Here is a 15637-nt window from a genome sequence, read left to right as displayed (position 1 = left end):
GAAAATCGGGGCCACCGATCAGGAGGGCGGTGCCGCTTCGGTATCGGTCACTGCCTCGGCCGCCGCAGACGGCGTCGGCAACATGTCCTCGAGCGCAGCTCCGGCTATGCGTCGGAACGCTCGCCTCGGCCGACCCTGGTCCAGCACCGCAACCTCGAGCGCCGATACTTCGAGAACCTTCTTCTCCGGCTCACCGCCCGCCGCAGGCGGCGTCGCCGGACCTGCCGTGAGTGCGTCGACGGCGACACGGACCGCGTCGGCCAGGTCGAGTCCGGACCGGTACGTGTCCTTGAGCGCAGCCACGATCGGCTCGGTCGTTCCGCCCATGACGACGAAATCCTGCTCGTCGACGATGGATCCGTCGTAGGTGATGCGGTAGAGCTGGGTCGCGATCGGCTCGTCCTGATGCGAGACCTCCGCGACACAGATCTCGACCTCGTACGGCTTGAGCTGCTCGGTGAAGATCGTGCCGAGTGCTTGGGCGTACGTCTTGGCGAGCGAACGGCCGGTCACGTCACGCCGATCGTAGGTGTATCCCTTGATGTCGGCGTGCTGAATTCCGGCCTTGCGCAGGTTCTCGAACTCGTTGTACTTGCCCACGGCCGCGAAACCGATCCGGTCGTACAGTTCGCTCACCTTGTGCAACGCGGTCGAACGGTTCTCGGCCACGAAGAGCACCCCGTCCGCGTACGTCAGCACGATGACGCTGCGGCCGCGGCCGATTCCCTTGCGCGCCAACTCCGAACGATCGCGCATGATCTGTTCGGCAGATGCGTAGTACGGCATCGTCATGGTGCGCTACCCCCTTCGCTCACTTGCTGACCGGCCCGGGTGTGATGCTCGGCACCGCCGGAATGTGCGGCGCTCTCGGTCCGCTCCGCGAGGACGGACCGAGCCGCGGCCGAAATCCTGTCGTGCGCAACATCGTCCGCACCGACGCTGGTGATGGCGACAGCCGTCGGGTAGATCCCGCGGGTGACGTCAGGACCACCGGTGGCCGAGTCGTCGTCGGCGGCGTCGTACAGCGATTCCACCGCTGCGCGAATCGCCTCCTCCTCGGTCATTCCGGGGCGATAGAGCTTCTTGAGCGCGGACTTGGCGAACAGCGATCCCGATCCCACCGCGTGGTAGCCCGAACGCTCCTCGTATCGCCCGCCGACCACGTCGTAGGACACAATTCTTCCGGCACGATCCGGATCCGAGATGTCGATGTCGAATCCGACCAACAGCGGGACCGCGGCGAGCCCTTGCATCGCGGCACCGAGATTGCTTCGGACCATCGACGACAGCTTGTTGGCCTTGCCGTTGAACGTGAGCGGCACGCCCTCGATCTTCTCGTAGTGCTCGAGTTCGACGGCGAAGAGCCGCACCAGTTCGATCGCTATGCCGGCAGTTCCGGCGATACCCGCTGCGGAGTAATCGTCGGTGACGTAGACCTTCTGCATGTCGCGATTGGCGATCAGATTGCCCTGCGTGGCTCGCCGGTCACCCGCGATCAGAACGCCGCCCGCGTAGGTCAGCGCGACGATCGTCGTCCCGTGCGGGGCAATACCGGACTTGTCCGACCCGCCGTTCGCGGTGTGGGACGCCAGGTCCGCTGCGATACCGCTCTCGGGCAACAGATGAGGGGCGTGCTGACGAAGATAATCGGAGAACGACGAGCTGCTCGACCCGAACGGAATCGCCGTTCCGTCGCCGGCCGACCGTGGGTCCGAACGATCCACCGTCACTGGCCGCCCTTCTGAACGTAGGCGCGCACGAAGTCCTCGGCGTTTTCCTCGAGCACGTCGTCGATCTCGTCGAGAAGGTCGTCGGTCTCCTCGGCCAGCTTCTCGCGTCGTTCCTGACCACCGGCTCCGGTGTCGCCTGGAACCTCATCGTCGTCGCCGCCGCCAGAGCGCCGTGTCTGCTCCTGTGCCATAGTCGCCGACCTCCTCCGTGTATCGAGAAAACAGATCTACTGCACTCTCACCGGTCGATCCGAGGTGCACCGTCGTGGATGTGCAAGTGCAACCGAACGTTCCGCCGAAAGTGCACGGACCTTTACCCTACCGACAGACCGACTCCGTCGGTCGGCAAGACACCGCGAATAGTCGGTACCGGTCCTCGGGCGCGTCAGTTGGTGAGCTGATCGACGAGTTCGGCGGCACTGTCGACCGACTCGAGCAGCGCACCGACGTGCGATTTCGTGCCTCGAAGCGGCTCGAGGGTCGGGATGCGGACAAGGGAGTCGCCGCCGAGATCGAAGATGACCGAGTCCCAGCTCGCGGCGGCGATGTCGGCACCGAACTTGCGCAGGCACTCACCGCGGAAGTACGCCCTCGTATCATCCGGCGGCGTGCCGACGGCATCGAGCACCTGCTGCTCGGTGACCAGTCGATCCATCGACCCACGAGCAACCAGCCGGTTGTACAGGCCTTTGTCCAGGCGAACATCGGAATACTGCAGGTCCACCAGATGCAGCCGAGGAGCCGACCACCCGAGCCCCTCCCGCTGGCGGAACCCTTCGAGCAGGCGCAATTTCGCGGGCCAGTCCAACAGATGGGCGCACTCCATCGGATCGCGTTCGAGAAGGTCGAGGACCATCGCCCACTTGTCGAGCACATCCAGAGCGCGCGCGTCGTCGCTGCCCTCGGCGGCCACGAACTTCGCAGCACGCTGGTGGTAGATCCGCTGCAGCGCAAGCCCGGTCAGCTCGCGGCCGTCGGCGAGCGCGACGGCCTTGCGCAGCGTCGGATCGTGGCTGATCTGATGGACTGCGGTCACCGGCCTGGCCAGCTGCAGATCGGACAGATCGACCCCTGCTTCGATGAGGTCGAGCACGAGCGCGGTGGTGCCGACCTTGAGGTAGGTCGACATCTCGGCGAGATTGGCGTCGCCGATGATGCAATGCAGGCGGCGGTACTTGTCCGCGTCCGCGTGTGGTTCGTCGCGCGTGTTGATGATGCCGCGCTTGAGGGTGGTCTCGAGGCCCACCTCCACTTCGATGTAGTCCGCCCGCTGCGAGAGCTGGAAGCCCGCTTCGTCACCGGACTGGCCGATTCCGACGCGTCCCGATCCGGTGATGACCTGCCTGGAGGCGAAGAACGGCGACAGACCGGCGATGACCGCCGAAAACGGCGTCTCGCGCGACATCAGGTAGTTCTCGTGGGTGCCGTACGACGCGCCCTTACCGTCGACGTTGTTCTTGTAGAGCTGCAGTCGCGGGGCACCTGGCACACTGGAGGCGTGGCGAGCGGCGGCCTCCATGACGCGCTCGCCGGCCTTGTCCCAGATCACTGCGTCCAACGGATCGCGGACCTCCGGGGCGGAGTACTCCGGGTGCGCGTGGTCGACGTACAGACGAGCCCCGTTGGTGAGAATCATGTTGGCCGCGCCGATCTCGTCGGCGTCGATCACCGGTGCCGGACCGCTGAAGCGTCCGAGGTCGAATCCGCGGGCATCACGCAGCGGCGACTCGACCTCGTAGTCCCAGCGTGTGCGCTTGGCCCGGGGTACCCCGGCGGCTGCCGCGTAGGCGAGCACTGCCTGGGTCGATGTCAGGATCGGGTTGGCGGTGGGTTCGGTGGGCGAAGATATGCCGTACTCGACCTCGATACCGATGATGCGCTGCATATGTCGAGCCTAGACGTCGGCCGCAGAGCGCTTTCGGGGCGCGCCCTGTGCGGACGCGCCCCGAAAGTGATGTTCGACGAAGCTACAGGTACTGGCCGGTGTTGGCCTCGGTGTCGATCGCCCGGCTCGCGCTGGCGTTCTTGCCGGTGACCAGCGTGCGGATGTAGACGATCCGCTCGCCCTTCTTGCCGGAGATTCGAGCCCAGTCGTCCGGATTCGTGGTGTTCGGTAGGTCCTCGTTCTCGGCGAATTCGTCGACGATGGAGTCGAAGAGGTGTTGAATGCGCAGCCCGCCGTTGCCGGTCTCGAGTACCGACTTGATGGCGTACTTCTTGGCGCGGTCGACGATGTTCTGGATCATGGCACCGGAATTGAAGTCCTTGAAGTACAGAACTTCCTTGTCTCCGTTGGCATACGTCACCTCGAGGAAGCGGTTGTCGTCGCTCTCGGCGTACATACGCTCGACGACGCGGTCGATCATCCCTCGGATGCAGGCAGCGCGGTCTCCGCCGAACTCTGCGACATCGTCGGCGTTGACCGGCAGCGAGTCGGTGAGGTACTTGGAGAAGATGTCCTGTGCCGATTCGGCGTCGGGCCGCTCGATCTTGATCTTCACGTCCAGGCGACCGGGCCGCAGGATCGCGGGGTCGATCATGTCCTCACGGTTGGAGGCACCGATCACGATGACGTTCTCCAAGCCCTCCACGCCGTCGATCTCGGCGAGCAGCTGCGGGACCACCGTCGTCTCGACGTCGGACGAGACGCCCGAACCACGGGTGCGGAAGATCGAGTCCATCTCGTCGAAGAACACGATGACCGGGGTGCCCTCGGACGCCTTCTCCCGTGCACGCTGGAAGATCATGCGGATGTGACGCTCGGTCTCGCCGACGAACTTGTTGAGCAGCTCGGGGCCCTTGATGTTGAGGAAGAACGACTTCGCTTCCTTGGCGTCCTGGCCGCGGGCCTCGGCGATCTTCTTGGCCAACGAGTTGGCAACCGCCTTGGCGATCAACGTCTTTCCGCAGCCGGGAGGGCCGTAGAGCAGCACACCCTTGGGCGGACGCAAGGAGTACTCGCGAAACAGATCCTTGTGCAGGAACGGGAGTTCGACGGCGTCGCGAATCTGCTCGATCTGCCGACCGAGGCCACCGATGTCCTCGTATCCGACGTCGGGCACCTCTTCGAGGACCAGGTCCTCGACCTCGGCCTTGGGGACACGCTCGAAGGCGTAGCCGGCCTTGGTGTCGACGAGCAGGGAGTCGCCGGGACGGAGTTTGCGGGACGGTTCGTCCGGGTCGATGGGGCCTTCGTCGTTGACCATGTCGATCAACGGCTTGGCCAGCCACACCACTCGTTCCTCGTCGGCGTGACCGACGACGAGTGCTCGGGATCCGTCGCCCAGAATCTCACGCAGAGTGCTGATTTCGCCGACCTGGTCGAAGGTGCAGGCCTCGACGATGGTCAGCGCTTCGTTCAGGCGCACCGTCTGCCCCGGTGCCAGTGAGTCCGCCTCGATGTTGGGTGAACACGTCAGCCTCATCTTGCGTCCGGAGGTGAACACGTCCACCGTGCCGTCGTCGAAGACGCTCAGCAGAACGCCGTAGCCGCTCGGCGGTTGGCCGAGGCGGTCCACTTCCTCGCGAAGTGCGATGAGCTGTTGCCTGGCCTCTTTCAGGGTGTCCATCAACTTCGCGTTGCGCAGCGACAGAGAATCGACGCGTCCTTCGAGTTCGCGTACCTGTTCGGGGGACTCCCCCAGCTGACGGCGCAGTGAAGCAGCTTCGGCTCGCACGGCGTCCAGTTCGGCTCTGGCCGCGGCCACATCCGGATTGTCTGTTGAGCTCATGAGCGACTCCTCCCAGTGACGATCTACCAACGCTACCGGCACCGGCCCGAATGTGCGGACCGACACCACGATCGGGACGGAGAAGCAGTGTGTCTCGACCGCACCCGAGCGTCGGTCGAGTTCATGTTAGCCTCACCTGACCAAGCAGCGGACCGACCATGGAATCAGGGGCTTCACCAGTGAAGATGCGCATTTTCTCGGCAGGTGTCGCGCTCGCGGCAGCGATGATTTCGGTGGCCGGCTGCAGTTCGGCCGACGATTCCGATCACACCGATCACAATTCGACGGCGGCCGCCGAAATCAGCGATCCCGCAACCGATGCACCCACCGTCGCAGCACCTACCGCGGCTGAACTCGAAGCATCTCTGCTGCAACTGGTGGCACCGGATGTCGACGCGGCGACGAAAGCGGCTTCGGTCGAGAACGGGCAGGCACGCCTGACCAACCTCGAAACGATGACCGCGGCTCTGGCGAATTACGGCGCCATCACATTCGAGGTTGCCGAACCGACGGTCGAGGGCCAGACGTCCACCGCCGACGTCGCGATCGCCACTCCGCGGGGAACGGCAGCACCGTCCCCGCAGACCTGGGTGCTGATCGACGGCGACTGGAAGCTCTCCGATGCCAGTACCTGCCAGATTCTCGCCATGGGGCAGGCACCCTGCGCCTAGAGGCCGGGAATCCTCGGCGACGCCGCTGGGATAGTCAGCCCTTGCCGGACCGACGCTGAGGCTTCGGCGTGACGGTGCCCTCGGCGAGGCGTCGGACACTGACGAGGAATGCCGTGTGGCCCTGCATCCGATGCTCGGGACGAACCGCCAATCCGACGACGTGCCACCCGCGCACCATCGACTCCCACGAGCGGGGTTCGGTCCAGCACTCCTGCGCGCGAAGGGCTTCGACGACCTTGGACAACTGCGTCACCGTAGCGACGTAGACCAGCAGCACGCCGCCGGGGACGAGAGCCTTCGATACGGCAGGCAGTGCGTCCCAGGGCGCGAGCATGTCGAGGACGACGCGGTCGACCTGCTCGCCGGGACGATCGACACCGAACTGATCCACGTCGGCCACCGTCAGGTGCCAGTTGGACGGCCGCTCGCCGAAGAACGTCTCGACGTTCTTGATCGCGTAGTCGGCATGGTCCTGGCGGATCTCGTAGGAGATGACCGTTCCTGCGGTACCGACGGCACGCAGCAGCGAGCACGTCAGCGCGCCCGATCCGGCACCGGCCTCGAGCACTCGCGCGCCGGGGAACATGTCGCCCTCGTGCACGATCTGGGCTGCGTCCTTGGGGTAGATGACCTGCGCGCCACGCGGCATCGACAGCACGTAGTCGGTCAGCAGCGGCCGCAGTGCGAGGTAAGGGGTGCCGTTGACGGACGTGACGACGCTGCCCTCGTCGGCGCCGAGCAGTTTGTCGTGGGTGATTCCGCCCCGGTGGGTGTGGAACTCCTTGCCCGCCTCGAGCACCACCGTGTAGTGGCGGCCCTTACCGTCGGTGAGCTGGACTCGATCTCCGACGCGGAACGGTCCGCTGCGTGCGGGTCCGGGCGGTACCGACTCGACCGGCACGTCGTCATCGGTCGCGAGAGCTTCGTCGAGTTCGATTTCGTCGACAGTTGCGGTGACCACTTCGTCCGCACCGATGACCGGGGCATCGACGATCGCGTCGACCTCGGGCCCGTCGGTCGACGCGGACGCGGAATCACCGAAGGACACAGCATCACCGGACGGCACAGCGGAACCTGCTTTCGTTGCTCTGTTCGGTGCCCGACCTGTTGCGGTCCGGCACCTGGGACGACTCGACGTGCCAGACTACGGCCTTGACCGAAGATGTCGGACCAACGGCATAGGGTCGCAGTCGTGAGTATTTCCGCGTCGACGCCCGTCGACTTGCCTCTACTCGATCTCGGCGACAGCGAGCAGACGTCGCCGGCGACGTCCGGCTCCCGCAGTACACCGGCGTTGTCGCCTTCGCGCGCAGGTGATTTCAAGCAGTGCCCACTCCTCTATCGCCTGCGTGCCGTCGACCGGATTCCCGAGGTCTCCACCGAAGCTCAGGTGAAGGGAACTGTGGTGCATGCCGCATTGGAGGCCCTGTACGCGTTGCCCGCACAGGATCGTGTTCCGGCCACTGCGCGAGAACTCGTCGATCCGGCGTGGGAGCGAGTGGTCGCTCGGTCACCCGACATCGAGAGTCTGGTTCCGGCGGACGAAAGACCGGCGTTTCTCGACCGGGCTCGCGCGCTGGTCGCCGGGTACTACGAGCTCGAAGACCCCACTCGGTTCGAGCCCGAGTCCTGCGAACAGCGCGTGGAGGTAGTGCTGGACGACGGTACGCCGCTGCGCGGATTCATCGATCGGATCGACGTGGCACCGAACGGGATGATCCGCGTCGTCGATTACAAGACCGGCCGGGCACCGCGAGAGTTCACCGAGTCCAAGGCGCTGTTCCAGATGAAGTTCTACGCGCTGATGATCATGCGGATGCGCGGAGTCGTTCCGGCACAACTGAAGTTGATGTACCTCTCCGACAAGCAGGAGCTGACCTACACCCCGGACGAGGGCGAGTTGCGGAGGTTCGAGCGCATGCTCTCGGCCATCTGGAAAGCGATTCTGGCTGCGGGCGAGACCGGCGATTTCCGCGCCAAACGGGGCGCGTTGTGCAAGTGGTGCGACCACCAGGCGCTGTGTCCGGAATTCGGTGGTACTCCCCCGGCGTATCCGGGTTGGCCCACGGCCGCTGCCGATCCGGCGGGGGCCGAGCTGTGACCCTCACCGCGAAGGCACTGCCGAACGCCTTCTTCGTTCCCGCCGGTGTCGGCAGCGAAGGCCACGAGCGGGTCACCGCTACCGAGCACACCGTCAGTCTGTGGGCACCGACGATGCAACACGGCGCTCCGCCGTCGGCCCTGTTGGTCCGGGCGCTCGAGCGAGTCGACGCCAGGGAGGACACCCGTATCAGTCGCGTGGCCGTCGACATCCTCGGACCGGTTCCGGTCGGGGACATCGAGATCCGGTCATGGACGGAGCGTCCCGGTGCCAATATCGAGCTCGTCGTCGCGGAACTCTGGGCGGACGGCACGTCGGGAACTGCGCGGGCGGTGGCCCGCGGCAGCGCATGGCGATTGCGCACCACGCCGACCGACGACGTTGCACACTCCGGGGATCCGGTGATGCGACCGGTGAGCGACGGAGTCGACTACACCTTCGGTGGCACCTGGTCGTCGGGTTATCTCGACGCCGTCGAGTTCAGGACTCTCACCGGACTCGGCGAGCCGGGGCCGGGCCAGGTGTGGGCGAGGCCCAGACCCGTTCTGGTGCAGGGTGAATCGATGACTCCGTTGGAGAGACTGTTCTCTATTGCCGACATCGCCAACGGAATCGGAGCCAAGCTCCCGATCGACGAATGGACGTTCCTGAACACCGATCTGACCGTGCACGTGTTCCGCGTGCCGCAGGGAGATTGGATCGGGGTGTCCGCCGAGACCTCCACCGGGCCGGACGGAATCGCAATGTGCGCGGGCACCCTCAGCGACGAACGAGGACCTGTCGGTCGCATCGCTCAGACGGTGTTGGTTAGACGTCGCAGCTGACGTCTCGTCCGATCGAGACGTCAGCGCTGTGACGACGTGAATTCGGATTCAGAACGCGCGGCAGGACCTGATGTCGGAGGCGAGGATCGCCTTGGCACCGAGATCGGCGAGCTGGTCCATGACGTTGTTGTGGACCTTACGAGAGACCATGGCGCGCACGGCAACCCAGTTGTCGTCGACCATCGGCGCCAGGGTGGGCGATTCGATTCCAGGAGTGATCTTGACGGCCTCGTCGAGGATCGACTTGGGGCAGTCGTAATCGAGCATCAGGTACTGCTGTGCGAAGACGACGCCCTGTACGCGGGCGATGAGTTGCTTGCGTGCGGAGTCGGTGCCCGGTGTGCCTGCTCGTTCGATCAAGACGCCCTCGGAATCGCAGAGAGATTCGCCGAATGCCACGAGGTTGTTCTGACGCAGCGAGCGACCCGACTCCACGACGTCGGCGATCGCGTCGGCGACCCCGAGCTGGATGGAGATCTCCACCGCACCGTCGAGGCGGATGACCGTTGCTTCGAGTCCTCTGGCGGCCAGATCCTTGCGCACCAGGTTGGGATAGGACGTCGCGATGCGCAATCCACCCAGATCCTCGGGTGCCCACTCCTTGCCCGCGGGTGCGGCATAGCGGAAGGTCGATCGGCCGAATCCGAGTGCCAGCCGCTCTTCGACAGCAGCACCGGAATCGAGAGCCAGGTCGCGTCCGGTGATGCCCAGATCCAGCTGCCCGGATCCGACGTAGATCGCGATGTCCTTGGGGCGCAGAAAGAAGAATTCGACGCCGTTCGCCGGATCGAGAACCGTCAGGTCTTTGGAATCGCTTCGGCGTCGGTAGCCGGCTTCACTGAGAATTTCGGCGGCGGACTCGGAGAGAGCGCCCTTGTTGGGTACGGCTACGCGCAGCATGCAGTTTTCCTTGTTCGACGAGTTCGTGAGCGACATGCGGATCGAACTCACAGATGTTTGTAGACGTCCTCGAGTTCGAGGCCTCTACCCACCATCATCACCTGGACCCAGTAGAGCAGCTGCGAGATCTCCTCGGCGAGTGCCTCGTCGCTCTCGTGCTCGGCGGCGATCCACACTTCACCGGCTTCTTCGAGGACCTTCTTGCCCTGGAAATGAACTCCCGCGTCCAACGCTGCTACGGTGCCCGAACCCTCGGGGCGGGTCTTCGAGCGGTCGGTGAGCTCGGCGAACAGCGAATCGAAAGTCTTCACGGATGGATATTCTTTCACGTCGTCGCTCAGGGGTACGAATCGGTCGAGATCAGGATGCCCAGGCTCGTCGCACCTCGTCGGCGGTCAATCCGACGAGACCATCGCGGATGGTGTACCCCGGTGCGGCCCGCACCGCGATTTCGGACGGAACCACCAGCACCGGACAACCGGCGGTGTGCGCCGACAGCGAACCGGTGGGCGAATCCTCGACCGCAAGGCACGAAGCTGCGTCGAGTCCGAGCAACGCTGCACCGCGCAGGTACGGGGCCGGATGCGGTTTGCCTGCCTCGACCTCGTCGCCGGTGACCGTGATGTCGAAGTACTCGCGCCCCAGGGTGTCCAGAGCCCGCTCGACCAGACCCCGCTCGGTGTTGGTGACCAACCCGGTCGACAGACCCATCTCGCGCACGAGCGCAAGAGCGTCCTTGGCACCGGGGCGCCACGGAATCCCCTCGGCGAACAGGTCTCCGACTCGTGTGGTCAGCCACTCACGGCCCTCGATCAGGCGCTCGTCGGTGACCTCGACCCCGGCATTCGCCAAGACCTTGCGCAGTGCATCCCACATCGAGTTGCCGAGGGTGCTTTCACGCACCTCCGCGCTGAGTTCCGTTCCCAGTGAGCGGGAGTACTCACCGATGGCGACGTCCCAGATCTTCTCCGAGTCGAGCAGTGTGCCGTCCATGTCCCACAGGACACCCTGCAGGTGGGTTCTAGACATTGAAGTACTTGGCCTCCGGGTGATGAAGTACGAACGCATCGGTCGACTGTTCGGGGTGTAGCTGCAGTTCCTCGGAGAGCTTCACGCCGATTCGCTCGGGTTCGAGAAGTGCGGCGAGCTTGATGCGGTCCTCGAGATCGGGGCATGCGCCGTAGCCGAACGAGTAACGCGCACCGCGATATTCGAGTTTGAAGAAGCCCTCGGCCTCGGTGGGATCCTCCGAGGCGACGGAATTGCCGTCGGAGAGCTTCAGTTCCTCGCGTACCCGGCGGTGCCAGTACTCGGCCAGGGCTTCGGTGAGCTGAACGCCGATTCCGTGGACCTCGAGGTAGTCACGGTACGAGTCGGCGGCGAACAGCTCGTTGGCGAAGTCCGCGATGGGCTGGCCCATCGTCACCAGGTTCATCGGCAGAACATCGACCTTGCCCGATTCCCGTGCCGCCGAACGCGACCGAACGAAGTCCGATATGCAGAGGAAGCGGTCGCGGTGCTGCCGTGGGAACGTGAACCGAAAGCGTTCGGGCGCATCGGGTTCGGGTTCGGTGAGCACGACGACGTCGTCGCCCTCCGAGACCGCCGGGAAGTACCCGTACACCAATGCCGCGTGTGCGAGGATGCCGTCGGTGCTCAGTCGATCGAGCCAATACCGCAGGCGCGGTTTGCCTTCCGACTCCACCAGGTCCTCGTACGTGGCACCTTCGCCCTTGCGGGCACCGCGCAGACCCCATTGCCCCAGGAACAGGGCCCGCTCGTCGAGCAGCCCCGAGTACTCCGACAGTGACACGCCCTTGACGATGCGCGTGCCCCAGAACGGCGGCACCGGGATGTCGATGTCGGCAGCGACATCGGATCGTTCGGGCACGACCACCGGCGCTTCGGCGGCCTTGCGCTTCTCGGCGATGCGCTTGGACCGCTCGTGGCGTTCCTTGCGCTCGGCCGTCTTGGCCTTCGCAGCGAGTGCCTCGGGGCTGTCCGGGGCCGGTCCGCCACCGCGCTTGGTGGTCATGATGGTGTCCATCAGGCGAAGGCCCTCGAATGCATCACGCGCATAGTGCACGTCGCCCTCGTAGACGTCCTGCAAGTCGTTCTCGACATACGACCGGGTCAGGGCCGCTCCGCCCAGCAGAACCGGGAATTGCTCGGCGACACCCTTCGAGTTGAGTTCGATGAGGTTGTCCTTCATGACCACGGTGGACTTGACCAGTAGCCCGGACATGCCGATCACGTCGGCGCGCTTGTCGATCGCGGCTTCCAGAATGGTCGAAATCGGTTGCTTGATACCGAGATTGACCACCTCGTACCCGTTGTTGCTCAGAATGATGTCGACGAGGTTCTTACCGATATCGTGCACGTCGCCCTTGACGGTACCGAGCACGATGCGACCCTTGCCGTCGTCGTCGGTTGCTTCCATGTGCGGTTCGAGATACGCCACAGCAGCCTTCATCACCTCGGCGGAGGCGAGCACGAACGGCAGCTGCATCTGACCTGAGCCGAACAGCTCGCCCACGGTCTTCATCCCCGAGAGCAAAGTCTCGTTGATGATTTCCAGCGGCGGCTTCTCGGCCATCGCGGCGTCGAGATCGGCGTCGAGGCCGTTGCGTTCGCCGTCGACGATGCGTCGTTCGAGTCGCTCGAACAGCGGCAAACGGCCGAGTTCTTCCGCGCGAGATTCCCGCGCCGACGCTGCGGAGACCCCCTCGAAGAGCTGCATGAGCTTCTGCAGCGGGTCGTAGCCCTCGCTGCGGCGGTCGTACACCAGATCGAGGGCCGTCTCGCGCTGCTCGTCGGGAATCTTGTTCATCGGCAGGATCTTCGACGCGTGCACGATGGCGGTGTCGAGGCCGGCCTGTGTGCACTCGTGCAGGAACACCGAGTTCAGCACCTGGCGTGCAGCGGGATTGAGGCCGAACGAGATGTTCGACAGCCCGAGGGTGGTGTGCACCTTCGGGTACTTCTCCTTGAGCTGCCGGATCGCCTCGATGGTCTCGATGCCGTCGCGTCGCACCTCTTCCTGGCCCGTCGAGATCGGGAAAGTGAGGGTGTCGACGATGATGTCCTCGTGGCGCAGGCCCCAGTTCTCGGTGATGTCGGTGATCAACCGGTCTGCGACGCGCACCTTCCATTCGGCCGTACGTGCCTGTCCCTCTTCGTCGATGGTCAGCGCAACGACGGCGGCGCCGTGCTCCTTGACCAGACGCATGATCTTCTGGAATCGCGAGTCGGGTCCGTCGCCGTCCTCGTAGTTGACCGAGTTGACCGCGCTGCGACCACCGAGGTGCTCCAAACCTGCTTCGAGAACGGCAGGTTCGGTGGAGTCGAGCATGATCGGCAGGGTCGACGCCGTCGCCAGTCGGCTGGCCAACGCGGCCATGTCCGCGGCGCCGTCGCGGCCGACGTAGTCGACGTTGAGGTCGAGCATGTGCGCGCCGTCGCGGGTCTGGTCCTTGGCGATGTCGAGGCACTTCTCGTAGTCCTCGGCGAGCATCGCGTCGCGAAATGCCTTGGACCCGTTGGAGTTGGTGCGCTCACCGATCATCAGGATGCTGGCATCCTGCTCGAACGGAACGGCGGTGTACAGCGAGGAGACGCCCGGCTCGGGCGCGGGCTGCCGTTCGAGTTTCGTTGCCCCGTGCACCATGTCGGCAACCTGGCGGATGTGCTCGGGCGTGGTGCCACAGCAACCTCCCACCAGAGCCAACCCGTATTCGCTGACGAAACCGCTCAGGGCCTCGGCCAATTCGGGAGCGGTCAGTGGGTACTCGGCCCCTTTCGCGCCCAGGGTGGGCAGGCCGGCATTGGGCATCACCGACACCGGAAGACGCGAATGCTTGGACAGATGGCGCAGGTGCTCGCTCATCTCGGCCGGGCCGGTCGCACAGTTGAGCCCGATCATGTCGATACCGAGGGGTTCGAGTGCCGTCAGTGCGGCACCGATCTCGCTGCCGACGAGCATCGCGCCCGTCGTCTCGACGGTGACGTGGGTGATGATCGGGATGCGGACGCCCAGCTTGTCCATCGCGTGCTGGCTGCCGATGATCGCGGCCTTGACCTGTAGCAAGTCCTGGCAGGTCTCGACCAGGATGGCGTCGGCACCGCCGTCGATCATGCCGAGGGCGGCTTCGGTGTACGCGTCGCGCAGTCGGGCGAAGGGGGCGTGGCCGAGAGTGGGGAGCTTGGTACCGGGGCCCATGGAACCCAACACGAAGCGGCCCATCCCGTCGCGGCCCGGGCCCATCTCGTCGGCGGTCTCACGCGCGAGCCGGGTGCCTTTCTCGGCCAACTCGCGGATGCGGTCCTCGATGTCGTAATCGGCCAGGTTGGGTAGATTGCAGCCGAAGGTGTTGGTCTCGACGGCGTCCGCACCGGCCGCGAAGTACTCGCGGTGAATCTCACGCAGCACGTCCGGCCTGGTGGCATTCAGGATTTCGTTGCATCCCTCCAGACCGAGAAAGTCGTCGAGAGTGAGGTCGGCGTCCTGGAGCATCGTGCCCATCGCTCCGTCGCCGATGACAACACGACGTGAAATCGCATCGAGCAGACTGGGCTTGTGTTGAGCGGGCATCACTACAGAGTAGTGGGCACCGAAGTTACGTCGGGTCGTAGGCTGTCGTGGTGAGTCCCCGAAACCTCGATGGCCAGTCCCCGATCGACGACGGAAACGAAAATACGGACATTTCAGGTGCCGGATCGGATGTGCCTCTGGATGCTGCATTGATCGAGGCCGTCCACGATGCTGTGGCCAATGCCACAGACCTCGACGACCTCGACGATCTCGACGACGTCATTCCCGAGTTGCGCTCCCCGATCCTGGTCGCTGCCTTCGAGGGCTGGAACGACGCGGGAGATGCAGCCAGCGGCGCGATCGAGCATCTGGAGCTGATCTGGGACGCCAGTCCGCTGGCCGAACTGGACTCGGAGGACTACTACGACTACCAGGTCAACCGCCCGACGGTCCGGCAGGTGGACGGTGTCACGCGCGAGATCGAGTGGCCGTCGACTCGGCTGTCGGTGTGTTCGCCTCCCGGCAGCTCGCGCGATGTGGTGCTGCTACGCGGCATCGAGCCGAACATGCGCTGGCGCAGTTTCTGCGACGACCTCCTCGAATTCGTCGAACAGCTCGGCGTCGAGACCGTGGTGATCCTGGGCGCACTGCTGGCGGACACTCCCCACACCAGACCCGTTCCGGTGACCGGCACCGCCTACAGCACCGAATCGGCCGAACAGTTCAACCTGGAACAGACTCGCTACGAGGGACCGACCGGGATCACCGGTGTGCTGCAGGACGAGTGCGTCAAGGCCGGGGTGCCTGCGGTCTCCTTCTGGGCTGCGGTCCCGCACTACGTCTCCCAGCCGCCCAACCCCAAGGCCACCGTGGCGCTGCTGCAGCGGGTCGAGGACGTGCTCGACATCGAGGTACCGCTCGGCGAACTGCCCACCCAGGCCGAGGAATGGGAAGAGGCGGTGACCGAGATGACGAAGGAAGACGAGGAGATCAGCGAATACGTTCGCAGCCTCGAGGAACGCGGCGACGCCGAGGTGGACATGTCCGATGCGATCGCCAAGATCGACGGCGACGCCATCGCGGCCGAGTTCGAGAAGTACCTGAGGCGACGCGGTCCGGGCAACTTCGGGCTCTGACCGACCGCACAGG

The 15637-nt window shown here is 64.9% G+C and carries 14 protein-coding genes; 4 read left to right on the top strand and 10 right to left on the bottom strand.

The window, feature by feature from the left end:
• Positions 1-18 precede the first annotated feature (18 nt).
• The 5 genes from prcA to arc form a co-directional block, all read right to left on the bottom strand.
• Positions 19-792 carry a proteasome subunit alpha gene (prcA, locus tag CH283_RS08545; protein ID WP_068050778.1) on the bottom strand — a complete coding sequence of 258 codons (774 nt, stop codon included), beginning with the start codon at positions 790-792 and terminating at the stop codon, positions 19-21.
• Positions 789-1730: a proteasome subunit beta gene (gene prcB, locus CH283_RS08540; RefSeq protein ID WP_068050779.1), complete on the bottom strand. Its 942-nt coding sequence runs from the start codon at positions 1728-1730 to the stop codon at positions 789-791. The genes prcA and prcB overlap by 4 nt, the downstream gene beginning before the upstream one ends.
• Positions 1727-1921 carry a ubiquitin-like protein Pup gene (locus CH283_RS08535; RefSeq protein WP_008716348.1) on the bottom strand — a complete coding sequence of 65 codons (195 nt, stop codon included), beginning with the start codon at positions 1919-1921 and terminating at the stop codon, positions 1727-1729. Before CH283_RS08535 ends, prcB begins: the two co-directional genes overlap by 4 nt.
• Before the next feature lie 194 nt (positions 1922-2115).
• Positions 2116-3615, bottom strand: a complete 1500-nt coding sequence (gene dop, locus CH283_RS08530) for a depupylase/deamidase Dop (protein WP_068050780.1) — start codon at positions 3613-3615, stop codon at positions 2116-2118.
• A gap of 82 nt (positions 3616-3697) precedes the next feature.
• Positions 3698-5461 (bottom strand): proteasome ATPase, encoded by a 1764-nt coding sequence (gene arc, locus CH283_RS08525; protein ID WP_094642358.1) that lies wholly within the window; start codon positions 5459-5461, stop codon positions 3698-3700.
• 185 nt (positions 5462-5646) lie between these two features.
• Here arc and CH283_RS08520 point away from each other — a divergent pair, with 185 nt between their 5' ends.
• Entirely contained in the window at positions 5647-6132 is a 486-nt protein-coding gene (locus CH283_RS08520; RefSeq protein WP_068050782.1) for a hypothetical protein, read from the top strand.
• 34 nt (positions 6133-6166) lie between these two features.
• On the opposite strand, the gene CH283_RS08515 is transcribed toward CH283_RS08520, so the two are convergent.
• On the bottom strand, positions 6167-7033 hold the full coding sequence (locus CH283_RS08515) for a tRNA (adenine-N1)-methyltransferase (protein ID WP_176460531.1): 867 nt from the start codon (positions 7031-7033) through the stop codon (positions 6167-6169).
• Between the two features lie 321 nt (positions 7034-7354).
• Here CH283_RS08515 and CH283_RS08510 point away from each other — a divergent pair, with 321 nt between their 5' ends.
• Positions 7355-8233: a RecB family exonuclease gene (locus CH283_RS08510; protein WP_373454840.1), complete on the top strand. Its 879-nt coding sequence runs from the start codon at positions 7355-7357 to the stop codon at positions 8231-8233.
• 17 nt (positions 8234-8250) lie between these two features.
• Entirely contained in the window at positions 8251-9057 is an 807-nt protein-coding gene (locus CH283_RS08505; RefSeq protein ID WP_068050784.1) for a thioesterase family protein, read from the top strand.
• Between the two features lie 48 nt (positions 9058-9105).
• Here the strand turns inward: CH283_RS08505 and hisG are convergent, their stop codons facing one another.
• From hisG to metH, 4 genes are read right to left on the bottom strand one after another with little or no spacing between them, the layout of a single operon-like run.
• Positions 9106-9957: an ATP phosphoribosyltransferase gene (hisG, locus tag CH283_RS08500; RefSeq protein ID WP_094642360.1), complete on the bottom strand. Its 852-nt coding sequence runs from the start codon at positions 9955-9957 to the stop codon at positions 9106-9108.
• 47 nt (positions 9958-10004) lie between these two features.
• Positions 10005-10268 carry a phosphoribosyl-ATP diphosphatase gene (locus CH283_RS08495; RefSeq protein WP_032398466.1) on the bottom strand — a complete coding sequence of 88 codons (264 nt, stop codon included), beginning with the start codon at positions 10266-10268 and terminating at the stop codon, positions 10005-10007.
• A 49-nt stretch (positions 10269-10317) separates the two neighbouring features.
• The gene (locus tag CH283_RS08490; RefSeq protein ID WP_068050785.1) at positions 10318-10986 is read right to left on the bottom strand and encodes an HAD family hydrolase; all 669 of its coding nucleotides are present in this window, start codon (positions 10984-10986) and stop codon (positions 10318-10320) included.
• Entirely contained in the window at positions 10979-14548 is a 3570-nt protein-coding gene (metH, locus tag CH283_RS08485; RefSeq protein WP_068050786.1) for a methionine synthase, read from the bottom strand. Before metH ends, CH283_RS08490 begins: the two co-directional genes overlap by 8 nt.
• 173 nt (positions 14549-14721) lie before the next feature.
• Here metH and CH283_RS08480 point away from each other — a divergent pair, with 173 nt between their 5' ends.
• Complete coding sequence (locus CH283_RS08480) at positions 14722-15624, top strand: PAC2 family protein (protein ID WP_068050790.1); 903 nt, start codon at positions 14722-14724, stop codon at positions 15622-15624.
• Positions 15625-15637 lie beyond the last annotated feature (13 nt).

This window comes from Rhodococcus sp. 05-2254-2 (assembly GCF_002259095.1).
GTDB lineage: Bacteria > Actinomycetota > Actinomycetes > Mycobacteriales > Mycobacteriaceae > Rhodococcoides.
Note: the sequence above shows the minus strand (reverse complement) of the source record. Positions and strands in the feature narration are given on the sequence as shown.